General features: G+C 48.9%; 15 protein-coding genes and 1 rRNA gene. 9 read left to right on the forward strand and 7 right to left on the reverse strand.

The window, feature by feature from the left end; all coding sequences use genetic code 11:
* The first annotated feature begins 63 nt into the window (after window positions 1-63).
* A 5S ribosomal RNA gene (gene rrf / locus D6029_RS08330) occupies window positions 64-179 on the forward strand.
* A gap of 86 nt (window positions 180-265) precedes the next feature.
* On the opposite strand, the gene mobB is transcribed toward rrf, so the two are convergent.
* Both mobB and mobA read right to left on the reverse strand, forming a co-directional pair.
* Window positions 266-778 carry a molybdopterin-guanine dinucleotide biosynthesis protein MobB gene (mobB, locus tag D6029_RS08335; RefSeq protein WP_120064335.1) on the reverse strand — a complete coding sequence of 171 codons (513 nt, stop codon included), beginning with the start codon at window positions 776-778 and terminating at the stop codon, window positions 266-268.
* On the reverse strand, window positions 778-1359 hold the full coding sequence (mobA, locus tag D6029_RS08340; protein ID WP_272482835.1) for a molybdenum cofactor guanylyltransferase MobA: 582 nt from the start codon (window positions 1357-1359) through the stop codon (window positions 778-780). The genes mobB and mobA overlap by 1 nt, the downstream gene beginning before the upstream one ends.
* A gap of 71 nt (window positions 1360-1430) precedes the next feature.
* Between mobA and D6029_RS08345 the strand changes: the two genes are divergently transcribed.
* From D6029_RS08345 to dsbA, 3 genes are all read left to right on the forward strand, one after another.
* Window positions 1431-1700: a YihD family protein gene (locus tag D6029_RS08345; protein ID WP_120064337.1), complete on the forward strand. Its 270-nt coding sequence runs from the start codon at window positions 1431-1433 to the stop codon at window positions 1698-1700.
* 76 nt (window positions 1701-1776) lie between these two features.
* Window positions 1777-2763 (forward strand): serine/threonine protein kinase, encoded by a 987-nt coding sequence (locus D6029_RS08350; protein ID WP_120064338.1) that lies wholly within the window; start codon window positions 1777-1779, stop codon window positions 2761-2763.
* 28 nt (window positions 2764-2791) lie between these two features.
* Window positions 2792-3415: a thiol:disulfide interchange protein DsbA gene (gene dsbA, locus D6029_RS08355; protein WP_120064400.1), complete on the forward strand. Its 624-nt coding sequence runs from the start codon at window positions 2792-2794 to the stop codon at window positions 3413-3415.
* Window positions 3416-3446: 31 nt separating this feature from the next.
* Here the strand turns inward: dsbA and D6029_RS08360 are convergent, their stop codons facing one another.
* Window positions 3447-4334, reverse strand: a complete 888-nt coding sequence (locus D6029_RS08360; RefSeq protein WP_120064339.1) for an acyltransferase — start codon at window positions 4332-4334, stop codon at window positions 3447-3449.
* Window positions 4335-4781: 447 nt separating this feature from the next.
* Here D6029_RS08360 and polA point away from each other — a divergent pair, with 447 nt between their 5' ends.
* On the forward strand, window positions 4782-7574 hold the full coding sequence (gene polA / locus D6029_RS08365) for a DNA polymerase I (RefSeq protein WP_120064340.1): 2793 nt from the start codon (window positions 4782-4784) through the stop codon (window positions 7572-7574).
* Between the two features lie 153 nt (window positions 7575-7727).
* On the forward strand, window positions 7728-7775 hold the full coding sequence (gene spfP, locus D6029_RS22920) for a small protein SpfP (protein ID WP_071892919.1): 48 nt from the start codon (window positions 7728-7730) through the stop codon (window positions 7773-7775).
* A gap of 103 nt (window positions 7776-7878) precedes the next feature.
* On the opposite strand, the gene yihA is transcribed toward spfP, so the two are convergent.
* Window positions 7879-8535: a ribosome biogenesis GTP-binding protein YihA/YsxC gene (gene yihA / locus D6029_RS08370; RefSeq protein WP_120064341.1), complete on the reverse strand. Its 657-nt coding sequence runs from the start codon at window positions 8533-8535 to the stop codon at window positions 7879-7881.
* 586 nt (window positions 8536-9121) lie between these two features.
* Between yihA and yihI the strand changes: the two genes are divergently transcribed.
* Window positions 9122-9643, forward strand: coding sequence for a Der GTPase-activating protein YihI (gene yihI, locus D6029_RS08375; RefSeq protein WP_120064342.1), 522 nt, complete (start codon window positions 9122-9124; stop codon window positions 9641-9643).
* Between the two features lie 149 nt (window positions 9644-9792).
* Entirely contained in the window at window positions 9793-11166 is a 1374-nt protein-coding gene (hemN, locus tag D6029_RS08380; RefSeq protein WP_120064343.1) for an oxygen-independent coproporphyrinogen III oxidase, read from the forward strand.
* 121 nt (window positions 11167-11287) lie between these two features.
* Here the strand turns inward: hemN and glnG are convergent, their stop codons facing one another.
* From glnG to glnA, 3 genes are all read right to left on the reverse strand, one after another.
* Window positions 11288-12697 (reverse strand): nitrogen regulation protein NR(I), encoded by a 1410-nt coding sequence (gene glnG / locus D6029_RS08385; RefSeq protein WP_120064344.1) that lies wholly within the window; start codon window positions 12695-12697, stop codon window positions 11288-11290.
* Between the two features lie 8 nt (window positions 12698-12705).
* On the reverse strand, window positions 12706-13755 hold the full coding sequence (gene glnL / locus D6029_RS08390) for a nitrogen regulation protein NR(II) (RefSeq protein ID WP_120064345.1): 1050 nt from the start codon (window positions 13753-13755) through the stop codon (window positions 12706-12708).
* A gap of 132 nt (window positions 13756-13887) precedes the next feature.
* Window positions 13888-15297, reverse strand: coding sequence for a glutamate--ammonia ligase (gene glnA / locus D6029_RS08395; RefSeq protein WP_064541871.1), 1410 nt, complete (start codon window positions 15295-15297; stop codon window positions 13888-13890).
* Window positions 15298-15640: 343 nt separating this feature from the next.
* Between glnA and typA the strand changes: the two genes are divergently transcribed.
* On the forward strand, window positions 15641-17467 hold the full coding sequence (typA, locus tag D6029_RS08405; RefSeq protein ID WP_064541867.1) for a ribosome-dependent GTPase TypA: 1827 nt from the start codon (window positions 15641-15643) through the stop codon (window positions 17465-17467).
* Window positions 17468-17507 lie beyond the last annotated feature (40 nt).

Genomic DNA, 17507 nt, shown 5'->3' on the forward strand with positions numbered 1-17507 from the left:
TTGAACCGAGATTTTAAGTCGATGGTTGTGTGAATCACATGACGGTTGATGAAACAGAATATGCCTGGCGGCACTAGCGCGGTGGTCCCACCTGACCCCATGCCGAACTCAGAAGTGAAACGCCGTAGCGCCGATGGTAGTGTGGGGTCTCCCCATGCGAGAGTAGGGAACTGCCAGGCTCCAAATAAGTGGAAAGCCCTGTACTGACGTACAGGGCTTTTTGCTGTCTGCGTTTTATGAAGAAAAGTGCCAGCAACAAGGCCGGCTAAATTCTTTTGTTGACCCAATCCAGAATAAAATCAGCAATCTGAGCAGGTGAGTTGATATCAAGTACCGGAATCTGCACATCAGGGATCTTTACGTCACTAGCAATGGCAATTACATGGCTGTCGATTTCAATCTCGGTAACGCTGTGCTTTAGCCCATCGCGGTAAAGCAGGATTTTGGGAATGGCTTCATGCTTAAATCCTTCAACCAATATCAAATCCAATGATTTTGAATCCATTCGACTGGCTAACCAATGTAAATCCAGCTCTTTTTGCTCAGGTGTTTCGGTCATTAATGCCCAGCGATTCGTGTTGGCGACAATGGTTTGTGCGGCCCCAGCTTTTCGCAGCTCATAACTGTCTTTTCCCGGCGTATCGATATCCACATCATGATGAGTGTGCTTGATCAAACCGGGACGAATACCACGTTCATTAAGTAGAGGAATCAATTGCTTAAGAAGTGTTGTTTTACCTGTACCGCTCCAGGCGGCAAACGCGAGTAGAGGGACCACTATTTGTTCTCCCAGAGCGTGAGATCTTCCAGCGTATTTATGTTGATGAAATTTTGCTTCTGATTCGGGAATAATACGGCGTGGCCTCCGGCCTCTCGAAGAAAAACCATCACCCGCCTTTCACCAGAAGCCAAATAGTTCTCCAGTGGGGCAGTGAGCTTTTTGTGTAAGAGGACAATCGTGGGATGATCCCGTTCACCGTCGTTTACCCAAGCGGCAGGAGCATCGCCCTTTTTCTCCCAAAGCTTTAATGCTAAATCCTCCGGGATATTGGGCGTGTCGCAAGGGCAAAAAAGAAACCATTCACTGTTTCGTTGCTTCATTACGGACAACATACCTGCCAGTGGCCCGGGGTAATCGGGCAGTGTATCGCTGAGTACATTTAACCCAATAGACTGATATTTATCTCTATTTCTGTTGGCGCTAATGACCACATTGCTGACCTGTGGTGCGAGCTTACTGATGACATGTTCAAACAGCGGTTGTCCGTTTAAGTTAATAAGACCTTTATCCTGGCCACCCATCCGAGTTGCTCGCCCGCCAGCCAAAACCACACCAGTAACTTCCGTTAAACATCTCACTAATATCGCCTCTTTTAATGTGGGTTTGAGCCTGCTAACGTGTACCTCTCGCATGTGAAAGGAGCACAATAATGAAATGCAAACGTCTTAACGAACTGCTCGAGCTACTTCAGCCCGCATGGCAGAAAGAGCCGGATCTCAACTTGATTCAATTTTTACAGAAACTTAGTAAAGAGTCAGGTTATACCGGCGAATTTACTGATCTGACTGATGACGTGCTTATCTATCAACTGAAAATGCGTGATTCCGCCAAAGATGCTGTTATTCCTGGCATTCAGAAAGATTATGAAGAAGATTTTAAGACGGCATTATTACGCGCTCGTGGCGTAATTAAAGAGTAAAAGCTTGTAAGCCAGGCCACTTTATCGGCTATGAAATGTTATCCTCAACTATTCGCATTTACAGTCGGTTGCGTGGATGACAGACAGCGCTTTCAATTTTCAAACACTCCATCCGGATACCATCATGGATGCCCTTTTTGAACAGGGTATACGGGTGGATTCCGGCTTGACCGCACTAAACAGTTTTGAGAACCGCGTCTATCAGTTTCAGGATGAGGATCGCAAACGTTATGTGGTGAAGTTTTATCGCCCTCATCGCTGGTCCCCAGAGCAAATAGAAGAAGAGCATCAGTTTGCATTAGAGTTACAAGCTGATGAGGTTCCGCTAGCTGCACCGCTGCATTTCAACGGCCAGACATTGCTGCGCCATCATGGCTTTATGTATGCCGTGTTTCCCAGCTTAGGTGGGAGACAATACGAAACAGATAATCTCGATCAAATGGAATGGGTTGGCCGTTATCTTGGTCGTATCCATCAAACTGGGCGACGCAAGCTCTTTGCAGCGCGTCCTGACATAGGGTTGAGTGAGTATTTGTTTGAGCCACGCGAACTGTTTGAGCATACTCATCTCATTCCATCAGCCCTGAAGCAAAATTTCCTTAAAGCGACAGATGCTCTAATCGAGGAAGTTAAGCTTCGCTGGCATTCTGATTTCCAACCATTGCGTCTACACGGTGACTGCCATCCAGGGAACATTCTCTGGCGCGACGGCCCTTTGTTTGTCGATCTCGATGATGCCCGCAATGGCCCCGCCATTCAGGATATCTGGATGCTGCTTAATGGCGATAAAGCTGAGCAGAGAATGCAGTTGGAAATGATTATTGAGGCATATGAAGAGTTTGCCCCCTTTAATTCAGACGAAATTTCGCTCATAGAACCTTTACGAGCGATGCGTATGGTCTATTATCTCGCGTGGATAATTCGACGCTGGGATGATCCTGCTTTCCCCAGAAATTTTCCGTGGATTACCGACGAAGATTACTGGCGAACACAAACTGCGACTTTTACAGAGCAGCTCCGGGTTCTGCGTGAACCACCATTAACATTAACGCCAATGTATTAATCAGTATTTATTCAGGAGAGATTTGATGATGAAAAAGATTTGGCTGGCACTGGCGGGGATGATCCTGGCTTTTAGTGCCTCTGCTGCGCAGTATCAAGATGGTAAAGAGTTCGTGACTTTAGAAAAACCTGTGGCAGGTGAGCCGCAAGTTTTAGAGTTCTTCTCTTTCTACTGCCCGCACTGCTACCAGTTTGAAGAAGTTCTTCATGTTTCTGATACCGTGAAGAAAAAGCTGCCGGAAGGCACCAAAATGACTAAATACCACGTTGAGTTCCTCGGCCCATTGGGCAAAGATCTGACTCAGGCGTGGGCAGTTGCCATGGCTTTGGGTGTGGAAGATAAAATCACTGCACCTATGTTTGAAGCCGTGCAAAAAACTCAATCTGTTCAAAACGTTGCAGATATCCGCAAGGTATTCATTGATGCGGGCATTAAAGCTGAAGAGTACGATGCTGCATGGAATAGCTTTGTAGTGAAATCATTGGTTGCTCAACAAGAGAAAGCAGCAGCAGACCTGCAGTTGCAGGGCGTTCCTGCTATTTTCGTGAACGGCAAATACCAGTTGAATCCGCAAGGAATGGACACCAGCAATATGGACGTGTTCGTCCAGCAATATGCTGACGTGGCCAAGTTCCTGGTCGAGAAAAAGTAATAAAAAAGCCGGTCGATTGACCGGCTTTTTTTTATCGTTTGATGTTTGTTAGCTGAGCATCTTTCTCATGCCATAACGCATTCAGCCATTGCTGGAAGCGTCGCTTAAAAGCTTTATCATTCACGTAATCGCCATGCAAATCTTCTGCAATCGGCACCAGCGATACTCTCACCACTATCCGGGTCATCTTGCCACTTAACATGTCATAGAATGGACTCTGCGTATTTTCTGGGTAACAGAGTGTCACATTCAGTAGTTTATCAAACTGTTTTCCCAATACATTTAGAGCCATTGCGATACCTGCGGCTTTCGGTGGAAGCAGGTTCTGGAAAGCTGACCGTGTCTGTAAACGCTTCTCTTTGGTAAATCTTGAGCCTTCGACAAAATTCACAATCGTTGTGGGGTGAGAGCGAAATTTCTCACATGAGCGCCGAGTTGTTTCAACATCTTTTCCGCGTCGTTCCGGGTGGCGCAGTAAATAGCCACGTGAATAACGCTTCATAAAAGGCATATCCAAAGCCCAACATGCCAGCCCCATAAACGGAACCCAGGCGAGTTGTTGCTTTAAAAAGTACTTATTCATCGGGATATGTTTGCGTAATAGCACGCATAAAATGACGATATCGGCCCAGCTTCTGTGATTACAAATCAGCAAGTACCAGTTCTTCTTGCTGAGCTCATCGAGCCCTTCAATATCCCACTTTAGGTGTGGATTAAGCTTGAGTAAGAAAGCTAACCCCTCACACCAGCAGTACATCATGAAATCAGCAAAGACTGAGATTGAACGCCAGATGATCGGAACAGGTAACAGCAGCTTGATAATGCCCGCAATAATAATGGGAATTGAGCAAGCGACAGTAACAAGAATGGTGAGAGCGACACTCAGAATCAACGTTATCGCGGCGAATAATCTCGACATAAATGAATTTTTCGGATGGTTAGAGAGTGTCAGAAGTCAGGGAAAAGAATAATTCGTGGCGAATTTTATCAGAAAAGGCTAAGGAGTGATGAAACTAAAACTGCTGATTAAAAAGCGGTATACAAAGTGCTTTTGAAATTATTGCTCTATAACATAATTATTTTTTATATCCACATTTATAGATCATGCATTGAAAACCATGTTGCATGAATGGATAAATGATAAAGTTATGATAAATAACACTATTTTTATAATCTCGATTTTGTGTTAAATGGAATTATCAAATACTTAAAGAATTATGCACAAACTTATCCACAATATTGATCTTGAGGCCGATCTCGAAGATCAACAAAACTTTTCACCTAATCTGCCTCAAAAGCTCATGTTTTCAGCCAGGCTATGGCATCCTTTAGCTATAAACTAAAACCAGTCACGGAACGGAACATTATGGTTCAGATCGCGCAAAACCCACTTATCCTCGTTGATGGCTCATCTTATCTTTATCGTGCTTATCACGCCTTTCCACCGCTGACCAATAGCAAAGGTGAACCGACCGGGGCAATGTACGGCGTGCTGAACATGCTGCGCAGTCTGTTGTTGCAGTATCAACCGACTCACGCCGCCGTGGTTTTTGATGCTAAAGGCAAAACCTTCCGTGACGAGCTGTTTGAGCATTACAAATCCCACCGCCCGCCAATGCCTGACGATCTTCGTGCGCAAATCGAACCTCTACACGCCATGGTTAAAGCGATGGGCTTGCCGCTTCTGGCGGTTTCAGGCGTGGAAGCTGACGATGTGATTGGTACGCTGGCGCTTGAGGCTGAGCGAGTTGGCCGCCCGGTTCTGATTAGTACCGGCGATAAAGACATGGCGCAGTTGGTTACGCCGGGTGTGACGTTGATAAACACCATGACCAATACCATTCTTGGCCCCGATGAAGTCCGCACCAAATATGGCGTACCGCCTGAGTTAATCATCGACTTCCTGGCGCTGATGGGGGACTCCTCAGATAACATTCCTGGCGTGCCGGGCGTTGGTGAGAAAACGGCTCAGGCGCTGCTGCAGGGTTTAGGTGGCCTGGATACGCTGTATGCCAATCCAGAGAAAATTGCAGAATTAACGTTCCGTGGTGCAAAAACCATGGCGGCAAAGCTTGAGCAAAGCAAAGAGCTTGCGTACCTCTCCTACAAATTAGCCACCATCAAAACGGACGTTGAGCTTGAACTGGGATGCGAGCAATTAGAAGTACAGCAGCCAGCAGATGAAGAGCTTCTCGAGCTGTTCAAACAGTATGAGTTTAAGCGCTGGATCACCGACGTTGAGGGTGGAAAGTGGTTGCAGGCCAAGGGTACAAAGGCGGCTGCACAACCTAAAAAGACCATCGAGATCGAAGCCGAAGCTGAGCCAGAAGAGCCAGCAACTGCGCTGTCTTATGAAAACTACGTCACCATTCTCGAAGAAAGCGTGCTCGAAGAGTGGATCACCCGCCTGAAGAAAGCGCCAGTGATAGCCTTTGATACTGAAACCGACAGCCTGGATAACATCAGCGCGAATCTGGTTGGCTTGTCATTTGCCACCGAACCCGGTGTGGCGTGCTACATCCCGGTTGCGCATGACTATTTAGATGCTCCGGTGCAGATTACACGTGAGCGTGCGCTTGAGCTGCTGAAGCCATTACTGGAAGATGAAAGCGTTCTGAAGGTTGGGCAAAACCTCAAGTATGACCGTGGCATCATGCAGAACTACGATATCGAGCTGCGCGGTATTGCGTTCGATACCATGCTTGAGTCCTACATTCTTGATAGCGTCGCAGGCCGCCATGATATGGACAGCCTTTCTGCGCGTTGGTTGAAACACACCACCATCACTTTTGAAGAGATTGCCGGTAAAGGTAAGAAGCAACTAACTTTCAACCAGATCGATCTTGAGCAGGCTGGGCGTTACGCCGCAGAAGATGCCGACGTGACGTTGCAGTTGCATCTCAAAATGTGGCCGCAGTTGGAAAAGCGTGAAGGGCCATTAAGCGTTTTCAAAAACATTGAAATGCCATTGGTGCCGGTGCTTTCACGCATCGAGCGTAACGGTGTGAAGATTGATCCTGCAGTTTTGCATACCCATTCTGAGCAACTGACAAAACGTCTGGCAGAGCTGGAAATTCTGGCTCACGACATTGCGGGCGAACCGTTCAACCTCTCGTCGCCAAAACAGCTGCAGACGATTTTATTTGAAAAGCAGGGCATTAAGCCGCTGAAGAAAACCCCTGGCGGTGCCCCTTCCACGTCAGAAGAAGTGCTGGAAGAGTTGGCGCTGGATTATCCACTGCCGAAAGTCATTCTCGAGCACCGCGGTCTGGCGAAGCTGAAATCGACTTATACCGATAAGCTGCCGTTGATGATTAACCCGAAAACTGGGCGCGTACACACTTCATATCATCAGGCTGTTGCGGCGACCGGGCGTTTATCTTCAACCGAGCCAAACCTGCAAAACATTCCGGTGCGTAATGAAGAAGGGCGTCGTATTCGCCAGGCTTTTATTGCTCCAAAAGATTACCTGATTGTTTCTGCCGACTACTCGCAAATCGAACTGCGCATCATGGCGCATTTATCCCGCGATAAAGGGCTGCTGACGGCATTTGCCGAAGGCAAAGATATCCACCGTGCGACGGCTGCGGAAGTATTCGGTATTCCGCTGGATAATGTTTCTGGTGAGCAGCGCCGCAGCGCAAAAGCGATCAACTTTGGTTTGATTTACGGCATGAGCGCATTTGGTTTATCACGTCAGCTCAATATTCCGCGCAAAGAGTCGCAGAAATACATGGATCTCTACTTTGAACGTTACCCTGGCGTGCTGGAATATATGGAGCGCACCCGCACACAGGCGAAAGATAAGGGATATGTCGAAACGCTGGATGGCCGTCGTTTGTATTTACCGGACATCAATTCCAGCAATGCGGCGCGTCGTGCTGGCGCTGAACGCGCGGCGATTAACGCCCCAATGCAAGGCACGGCGGCAGATATCATCAAGCACGCCATGATTGCCGTCGATGCCTGGCTTGAGTCAGAAAAACCGCGCGTGAAAATGATCATGCAGGTGCACGATGAATTGGTATTTGAAGTGCATCAGGATGATCTGGAAGCGGTATCGAAGAAGGTTCACGAACTGATGGAAGGGAGTATGAAGCTTGATGTGCCGTTGCTGGTGGAAGTGGGAAGCGGTGCAAACTGGGACGAAGCTCACTAATTAAGACGGTTTTTGTAACTAAGCAACATAACTCATAGCTTTTTGTGATGACGCTTCAATATCGGAGTGTAACGGGTGAAAAAAAACTACAAAAAATGCTTTTTCAACCGAATAAAAAGGAGTAGAGTTATTTGCGTAGGGTACAGAGGTAAGATGTTCTATCTTTCAGACCTTTTACTTCACGTAATCGGATTTGGCTGAATATTTTAGCCGCCCCAGTCAGTAATGACTGGGGCGTTTTTTATTGGGCGCGAGTCAGAAAATGCATGGGTTTCCCCATACATTATTTATCCCCAGAAAGTATTTATTCCCCGGTCGTTTCGTCGTCTTCTTCTACGCCATCTTCTTCAGTTGCTGGTGGGATATCGTTGTACCAACCATCAAGCTTATGACGCAGTACATCAACGCCGATTTTCTTAAGTGAGGAAAACGCCTCAACCTGAATATCACCGTTAAACTCCACAACCGCCTGGCGCACCATATTGAGTTGCGCTTTACGTGCGCCAGAAGCCAGTTTGTCGGCTTTGGTTAACAGCAGCATCACAGGAATGTCGCTCGCAACGGCCCAGTGAATCATTTGCTGATCCAGGTCTTTCAGCGGATGACGGATATCCATCAGCACCACTAAGCCTTTCAGGCTGTTACGCATTTGCAGATATTCGCCAAGTGCACGCTGCCATTTCAGTTTTACTTCTTCCGGTACTTCGGCATAGCCATAACCGGGTAAATCCACCACTCGCTTACCTTCAGCCACTTCAAACAGGTTGATGAGCTGAGTACGGCCAGGGGTTTTACTGGTACGAGCCAGTGCTTTCTGATTAGTCAGCGTATTTAATGCGCTGGATTTCCCTGCGTTAGAGCGGCCTGCGAAAGCAACCTCAATACCGGTATCAGAAGGCAAATGGCGAATATCCGGTGCGCTAAGCACGAAGTGGGTCAGTTGATAATTCCAGTTTTTCAAAACGGTTGTCTCCCTCAGGATGAGCATTGTGGGGGATTATACCTGAACATGAAGAAAACGCCGTGTTTCTCGGCAAGGCTCGCAGGCCTACAGAAATCCGCCCGCGCTTTGTAAGACATTGCCCATTCATATTGGCAGACAACGCAGCGTCGTGAGATGCAGACATTATAAAAAGTACTTATATAACATGTATTTATGGTGTAAGTGTTTGATTGTGCCAATGACTTAACTCAGATGCTCATCTTGTAGAATCAATGGGTAAGCGTAAAGTAAGCGGCACAGGCAAAGGAGAGCCACAAAGGATAGCAACTCAGGATGAGGGTTCAGGATCGTCAGGATGGCGAAGAACCAGGGAAATGCCAGGAGGCAACGTCAGGAGACGTTTAACAGGGACAAGGAATTACACGGAAGTTGTTTGCAAGGGAAAGACAGGGCGTCGAGTGCAAACAGGGATTGTGTGACCTATGAAGGGTCCAGAGACAAGAAAAAGGCGACAGGTTAACCTGCCGCCTTTTTTCTTTGCTTGCTTTCTGCTAGATTCCGCCGCAATTCTATACTGAATAAAAATGGCTCAAGATAACCTATTATGAAGCAACAAAACTCAGCAGCACCTGGTTCCAAACCTTCTAAAGCACGTCGTAAAACGCGTGAAGAGCTAGATCGTGAAGCGCGTGACCGTAAACGCGATAAAAAACACAGTGGACACGCAGCAGGTAGCCGCGCAACTGGCGGCACTCAGGCTAAAGCTGGAACCGGTAGCTCTCAGGCTAAAGATCCGCGTATCGGCAGTAAAAAACCCGTCGCTCTGGGCGTAACTGAAGTCCAGGTTAAGAAACCAAAACAGCACAAACCTAAAGTTGAGAAACCTATGCTTACACCACAGGCTGAACTGGACTTGCTGGAAAATGATGAGCGCCTGGACGCGCTGCTTGAACGCCTTGAAGAAGGTGAAACACTCAATGCAGAAGAGCAAGCGTGGGTTAACGCTAAGCTTGATCGCATTGACGCACTGATGGAAGAACTCGGCATCTCTTATGAAGATGACGAAGATGAAGAAGAAAAAGAAAAGGGCGATGATTTAATGCGCCTGCTTAAAGGCACCGACTAACGGTCTACCTCAATGGGATTACCTGTTCTTTGCGTGGTTATTCCGCTGGTGTGTTATCTGCTGTGGTTATTCGTTAAACTACGGCGGTTGTCGCGATTGCAAAAATCGTTGCGCCGTCAACGAATGCGGCATCACCGGAGGGTGTGAGAATGTCTGAGCAGTTAATCGATTGGGATCTGGCCCTGATCCAGAAATATAATTATTCAGGGCCGCGTTACACGTCTTATCCCACCGCGCTGGAGTTTTCAGAGAACTTCGGCGAGGCGGCATTTCTTGAAGCGGTGGCTCGTTACCCTGAGCGGCCGCTGTCGCTATATGTCCATATCCCGTTTTGCCACAAACTTTGCTATTTCTGCGGCTGTAATAAAATCGTTACCCGCCAGACGCACAAAGCCGATCAGTATTTAGATGCCCTCGAGCAAGAGATTGCCCACCGTGCGCCGCTCTTTAAGAGCCGTCACGTCAGCCAACTACATTGGGGCGGCGGTACGCCAACTTATCTCAGCAAAGCGCAGATAAGCCGTCTGATGGGGCTTCTGCGTGGTCATTTCAACTTTGACGAAGATGCCGAGCTGTCGATTGAAATCGATCCGCGTGAAATCGAACTCGATGTGCTCGACCATTTGCGTCAGGAAGGATTTACCCGCCTGAGCATGGGCGTGCAAGATTTCAACAAAGAAGTGCAGCGCCTGGTCAACCGTGAGCAAGACGAAGAGTTTATCTTCGCGTTGATTCAGCGTGCTCGCGAGCTGGGCTTTACCTCGACCAATATCGATTTGATCTACGGCCTGCCAAAGCAAACACCAGAAAGCTTTGCCTTCACGCTTAAACGCGTCGCAGAGCTAAGCCCGCATCGCCTGAGCGTTTTTAACTACGCACATTTGCCGACTCTGTTCGCCGCACAGCGCAAAATTAAAGACGAAGATTTACCGAGCGCCCAGCAAAAGCTCGATATCCTGCAAGAAACCATTGGTTCGTTGACCCACGCCGGATACCAGTTTATCGGCATGGATCACTTTGCCCGCCCGGATGACGAGCTGGCGATTGCGCAGCGCGAAGGCAAACTGCACCGTAACTTCCAGGGTTACACCACGCAGGGCGATACTGATCTGTTAGGCATGGGCGTTTCCGCCATTAGCATGATTGGCGATTGCTACGCGCAAAACCAGAAAGAGCTGAAGAGTTATTACCAGCAGGTTGATAATCAGGGCGATGCACTGTGGCGCGGCCTGGCATTAACCCGCGATGACTGTATCCGACGTGATGTGATCAAAGCACTGATCTGCAACTTCCAGCTTAAATTTGCTGAAATTGAGCAGCTTTGGGATCTGAACTTTGCAGAGTATTTTGCAGAAGATTTGAAGCTTCTCGAACCGCTGGCGAAAGATGGGCTGGTGGATATCGACGGTAAACATATTCAGGTGACGCCAAAAGGCCGCCTGCTAATCCGTAATATCTGCATGTGTTTTGATAGTTACTTGCGGCAGAAGGCGCGGCTACAACAGTTCTCACGCGTCATTTGAATTGTGTCGGATGGCGCAAGCTTATCCGACCTACAGGTGAGTTACGTTTGCTTTTGTAGGGCATAAACGCAGTGTCATCCACCAAAAATGCTGGATGACATTGGCTTATCCCCTACAATTTCTACTCCATGCCCAGCTCTTTGAGCTTACGCGTCAGGGTATTTCGCCCCCAACCCAGTAATCTCGCCGCTTCCTGTTTGTGGCCTTGCGTGTGACGTAATGCCGTCGTTAGCAGAGTGCGCTCCATTTCTGGCTGTGCCTCGGAAAGCAGGTTTTGATGACCGGAACGTAATGCGCGGTCAGCCCATTGCGCCAGTAATGTTGCCCAACTGTCTGACTGAGAATGCGTAGGGCTATCGGGAACGGTGGTTTCGAATAGTTCAGCCGGTAAATCCTGAATCAGCACTTCCTGGCCCGCAGCCATTACTGTTAACCAGCGGCAGGTGTTTTCCAGTTGGCGCACGTTACCCGGCCAGGCCAGACGCGTTAACGCATTTTCGGTTTCGGGATGCAGCAGTTTTGCTTCCACGCCCAATTCCTGAGCCGCCACCTGCAAGAAGTGGCGAGTAAGACGCGGAATATCCTCGCGGCGTTCACGCAGCGGTGGTAGATGCACGCGAATCACATTCAGGCGGTGGAATAAATCCTCACGGAATTTCCCTTCCTGCACGCGCAATTCCAGGTTCTGGTGCGTTGCGGCAATAATGCGCACATCGACTTTAACTGGTGCATAGCCGCCAACGCGATAAAACTGACCATCGGCCAACACGCGCAGTAAGCGAGTTTGCACATCCATCGGCATATCGCCGATTTCATCGAGGAACAACGTGCCGCCGTCGGCCTGCTCAAAACGCCCCTGGCGAATTTGATTGGCTCCGGTAAACGCGCCTTTCTCGTGGCCAAACAGTTCAGACTCAATCAAATCCTTGGGGATTGCAGCCATATTCAGCGCAATAAAAGGCGATTTCACTCGTGGGCTATGGCGATGCAAAGCATGTGCAACCAGCTCTTTACCGGTACCAGATTCGCCGTTAATCAGCACACTTATTGATGACCGGGACAGGCGACCAATAATACGAAACACATCCTGCATCGCTGGCGCTTCACCGATAATATCGGTCGTTGGCCCATTCACCTGCACATTGCGCGGCTGCTGTTGCTCCAGATAATGGCTGATGGCGCGTTCAACAAGCGCGACCGCTTCATCAATATCAAAAGGTTTTGGCAGGTAATCAAAAGCGCCTTGTTGATAGGCACTGACGGCAGCTTCAAGATCTGAATGAGCTGTCATTATGATGACCGGCAACATCGGGTGGCGTTGTTTTATCTGCTTGAGGAGCGCCAGGCCATCCATGCCAGGCATACGAATATCAGATAACAATACGTCCGGGGTCTTGGTTGCAAGAGCATTCAGGACTTCACTGCCGCTCTCAAATGTTGTGCAGCTTAAACCAGCCCCAGTCAGAGCGCGTTCCAGCACCCAACGGATGGAGCTATCGTCATCAACGATCCAAACTATCCCTCGTTGCATAAAGACCTCTACTTACGAATAGGCAGGTAAACCGAAAACTCGGTATGTCCTGGCCAACTGTTAAATTCGATTTTTCCCGAATGCTGATCTATCAAGTTGCGTGCTATAGAAAGACCTAAACCGGTCCCTCCTTCACGTCCGCTCACCATAGGGTAGAATAGTGTGTCCTGCAGATGGGCCGGAATACCCGGGCCGTTATCTTCAACATCAATACGCGCCGCTAGACGGTAACGCGTGCCGTGCAGCGTAAGCTGGAAAGCGGTTCGCGTACGTAACACAATTTCACCGCCGTCGCTGCCAAGTGCCTGAAGCGCATTGCGTACAATATTTAATAAAATCTGTTCAATTTGGTCGGGATCGTGCGCCAGCTCTGGCAAGCTTGGGTCGTAATCTCTGACCAGCGTTACGTTTGCAGGCAGCTCCATCGACACCAGTTTCATCACTCGCTCCGTCACTTTGTGAATACTTTCAGTGACGTGCATCCCCGGCTGCTGTGGGCCTAACAGTCTGTCGACCAGGTTACGCAAGCGGTCAGCCTGCTCAATAATCACCTTGGTGTATTCAGTCAGCGACGGGTCTGGTAATGCTCTGGCCAGCAGTTGGGCTGCACCACGTAATCCACCAAGTGGATTTTTAATCTCGTGCGCCAGTCCACGAACTAAATCTCGGGCGGCAATTTGTTGCGCCTGCTGCAACTGCTCCTGACTTAAGCGACGTTGGTTATCCATCGGCGCCATTTCCATCAGGATGTACCCTTCAGGTAAACGTTGTGCAGTCAGGGAAAGAATGTGGGAGCGGCTATCAATAACCAGCGTGACTTCGTTATCAGTAAAACCCTGGCCTGCGGTCAGGCTTTCCTGCATCAAACCAACATTGAGCGAAAAGTAACTCAACAGCTCTGGAAGTGGTGTGCCGTACAGCTTGCGCGAACTTTGCGCCAAAAGTTGCTGTGCAGCCGGGTTGGCGTAATGCACCGCCAGCTCGTCATCGACCAGTAAAATGCTATTGATTAAAGAATTCAGGATCTGCCCAGCATCGGGCAGTGTGCCGGTTGCCATACAGCAGTCTCCGATAATTTGCACTGTGATGGTGCATTATAGTTTCCCGCTGGCAAAAGATATTGTTTCAGCAGGTTATTTGTGGAGAAAAAAGCCCATCATTGATGGGCTTAATTTGGATAGAACGACTTATTAAACGCTGTAGTACAGTTCGAACTCTACTGGGTGCGGAGTCATGCGCACACGGTCGTTTTCTTCGATACGCAGAGCGATGTAAGCATCGATAGCTTCATCAGTGAACACGCCGCCCGCAGTCAGGAACTCGCGGTCTTCGTTCAGGCAGTTCAGTGCTTCTTCCAGAGAGCCAGCAACTTGTGGGATCTCTTTGGCTTCTTCTGGCGGCAGGTCGTACAGGTTTTTGTCCATTGCTTCGCCCGGATGGATTTTGTTCTTGATACCATCAAGACCAGCCATCAGCAGCGCTGCGAAGCACAGGTACGGGTTAGCCGCTGGATCCGGGAAGCGTACTTCGATACGACGTGCTTTCGGAGACGCAACCACTGGGATACGGATTGAAGCAGAACGGTTAGCTGCAGAGTAAGCCAGCATTACTGGAGCTTCGTAACCCGGGACCAGACGCTTGTAGGAGTTGGTGGTTGGGTTAGCCAGGGCGTTGATGGCTTTAGCATGTTTGATAACACCACCGATGTAGTACAGCGCTTGCTCAGACAGGCCCGCATATTTGTCACCAGCGAACAGGTTTACACCGTTCTTAGCCAGGGACATATGGCAGTGCATACCTGAACCGTTATCGCCAAACATTGGTTTTGGCATAAAGGTCGCAGTTTTACCGTATGCATGAGCAACGTTATGAACCACATATTTGTAGATCTGAATTTCATCTGCTTTTTTAGTCATGGTGTTGAAGCGGGTAGCCACTTCGTTCTGACCAGCAGTTGCCACTTCGTGGTGGTGAGCTTCAACAACCAGGCCCATTTGCTCCATAGTCAGACACATCGCAGAACGCAGGTCTTGAGCGGAGTCAACCGGAGGAACTGGGAAGTAACCGCCTTTAACAGCAGGACGGTGGCCTTTGTTGCCGCCTTCGTATTTGGTGCCGCTGTTCCATGCGCCTTCGATATCATCGATAGCGACGTGAGAACCAGAAATAGAGCTACCGAAACGAACATCGTCAAACAGGAAGAACTCTGGTTCTGGCCCGAACAGCACGGTATCGGCGATACCGGTAGAACGCAGGTAGTCTTCAGCACGCTTGGAAATGGAACGCGGGTCGCGGTCATACCCTTGCATGGTGCCAGGCTCAAGAATATCGCAACGAATGATCAGCGTAGAATCAGCGAAGAAAGGGTCAATGACAGCGGTAGACGCATCTGGCATCAAAACCATGTCGGATTCATTGATGCCTTTCCAGCCACCAATTGAAGATCCATCAAACATTTTGCCTTCTTCGAAGAAGTCAGCAGTAACCTGATGAGCAGGGATAGTGACGTGCTGTTCTTTACCTTTGGTGTCAGTGAAGCGCAAATCTACAAACTTCACTTCGTGTTCATTCAGCATCGTCAAAACGTGTTCAGCGGACATACTTAACTCTCCCGGATTTGGTCATTGAATTGGCTTGTTGCCCTGAAATGATTAAAGCGAAATCTGTGCCAACTTTTAAATTACCCCAAAAAGGCGCTATCATGCGCACTATAGTGCAAAAGGGCTGCACCATGATGGATAGTTTGCACCAATGTAGTGCTTCAGTCTGAGATTTGAGCACCATATTGGTGCAATTTTCGTTGTGGCTCCCTTTTTTGCTCCGTGAAAGCGATCACAAACCCTTAGTTTTTACATTGTTTGTAAAAGTTCTTTGTGATCCTGTTATGTCCTTCGATTAATACGTGTACAATAACGCGCTATTTCTAATGCCTGAGGCAAAGTTGTGATCGAAAATCTGCGTAATATCGCCATCATCGCGCACGTTGACCATGGTAAAACTACCCTGGTTGATAAGCTGCTGCAGCAATCTGGTACTTTCAGTAACGACCGTGCTGAAGCCACCGAACGCGTGATGGACTCCAACGATTTGGAGAAAGAGCGTGGGATTACCATCCTCGCTAAAAACACCGCTATCAAATGGAATGACTACCGTATCAACATCGTTGATACCCCTGGGCACGCCGACTTCGGTGGTGAAGTTGAACGTGTAATGTCCATGGTAGACTCCGTTCTGCTGGTCGTTGACGCAATGGATGGCCCAATGCCGCAGACGCGCTTCGTAACCAAAAAGGCATTTGCCCATGGTTTGAAGCCAATTGTTGTAATTAACAAAGTTGACCGTCCTGGCGCGCGTCCTGACTGGGTTGTTGATCAGGTCTTCGACCTGTTCGTTAACCTTGATGCGACCGACGAGCAGCTCGATTTCCCAATCATCTATGCATCAGCATTGATGGGTATCGCGGGTAACGATCACGGTGATATGGCGGAAGACATGACCCCGCTGTACCAGGCGATTGTTGACCACGTTAAAGCACCAAGCGTTGACCTTGATGGTCCGTTCCAGATGCAAATCTCCCAGCTCGATTACAACAACTACGTTGGTGTTATCGGCATCGGTCGCATCAAACGCGGTAAAGTGAAGCCTAACCAGCAAATCACTATCATCGACAGCGAAGGTAAAACTCGTAACGGTAAAGTCGGTAAAGTACTGACCCACCTCGGCCTGGAGCGTATTGAATCCACCGAAGCGGAAGCTGGCGACATCATCGCAATCACCGGTCTGGGCGAGCTGAACATCTCCGACACCCTTTGCGATACGCAAAATGTTGAAGCGCTGCCAGCACTGTCTGTTGATGAACCAACTGTTACCATGTTCTTCAACGTCAACACCTCTCCGTTCTGTGGCAAAGAAGGTAAATTCGTTACCTCTCGTCAGATCCTTGACCGCCTGAATAAAGAGCTGGTGCACAACGTGGCACTGCGTGTTGAAGAAACCGAAGATGCGGATGCATTCCGTGTATCCGGTCGTGGCGAACTGCACCTGTCAGTTCTTATCGAAAACATGCGTCGTGAAGGCTTCGAACTGGCTGTGTCCCGTCCGAAAGTAATCAACCGTATGATCGATGGCCGTATGCAAGAGCCGTTCGAGAACGTGACTCTGGATATCGAAGAACAGCACCAGGGTTCTGTCATGCAGGCGATGGGCGAGCGTAAGGGCGATGTCAAAGACATGATCCCTGACGGCAAAGGTCGTATCCGTCTGGATTACCTGATCCCAGCACGTGGCCTGATCGGCTTCCGTACTGAGTTCATGACCATGACTTCTGGTACTGGTCTGCTGTACTCCACATTCAGCCACTACGACGACGTGAAACCAGGCGAAATCGGCCAGCGTCAGAACGGCGTGCTGATCTCTAACGGCCAGGGTAAAGCAGTTGCGTTTGCTCTGTTCGGTCTGCAAGATCGCGGCAAGCTGTTCCTGGGTCACGGTGCTGAAGTTTACGAAGGCCAGATCATCGGTATTCACAGTCGTTCTAACGACCTGACTGTAAACTGCCTGACCGGTAAGAAACTGACCAACATGCGTGCTTCCGGTACTGACGAAGCAACCACTTTGGTTCCTGCACTGAAGATGTCTCTGGAGCAAGCTCTGGAATTCATCGATGACGACGAACTGGTAGAAGTAACACCTACTTCTGTCCGTATTCGTAAACGTCACCTGACTGAAAACGACCGCAAACGCGCGGGTCGTGGCGGCAAAGAAGCGTAAGTTTCTTTCCTGCAAAGCATTGAAGCCCTGCCTGTTTAGG

The sequence above is a fragment of the Buttiauxella izardii genome, assembly GCF_003601925.1.
GTDB classification, from domain to species: domain Bacteria; phylum Pseudomonadota; class Gammaproteobacteria; order Enterobacterales; family Enterobacteriaceae; genus Buttiauxella; species Buttiauxella izardii.

Coding starts and splice junctions, on each gene's coding strand:
- D6029_RS08345 (WP_120064337.1), top strand. CDS start 1,431: ATGAAATGCAAACGTCTTAACGAACTGCTCGAGCTACTTCAGCCCGCA.
- D6029_RS08350 (WP_120064338.1), top strand. CDS start 1,777: ATGACAGACAGCGCTTTCAATTTTCAAACACTCCATCCGGATACCATC.
- dsbA (WP_120064400.1), top strand. CDS start 2,792: ATGAAAAAGATTTGGCTGGCACTGGCGGGGATGATCCTGGCTTTTAGT.
- D6029_RS08360 (WP_120064339.1), bottom strand. CDS start 4,334: ATGTCGAGATTATTCGCCGCGATAACGTTGATTCTGAGTGTCGCTCTC.
- polA (WP_120064340.1), top strand. CDS start 4,782: ATGGTTCAGATCGCGCAAAACCCACTTATCCTCGTTGATGGCTCATCT.
- yihI (WP_120064342.1), top strand. CDS start 9,122: ATGAAGCAACAAAACTCAGCAGCACCTGGTTCCAAACCTTCTAAAGCA.
- hemN (WP_120064343.1), top strand. CDS start 9,793: ATGTCTGAGCAGTTAATCGATTGGGATCTGGCCCTGATCCAGAAATAT.
- glnG (WP_120064344.1), bottom strand. CDS start 12,697: ATGCAACGAGGGATAGTTTGGATCGTTGATGACGATAGCTCCATCCGT.
- glnL (WP_120064345.1), bottom strand. CDS start 13,755: ATGGCAACCGGCACACTGCCCGATGCTGGGCAGATCCTGAATTCTTTA.
- glnA (WP_064541871.1), bottom strand. CDS start 15,297: ATGTCCGCTGAACACGTTTTGACGATGCTGAATGAACACGAAGTGAAG.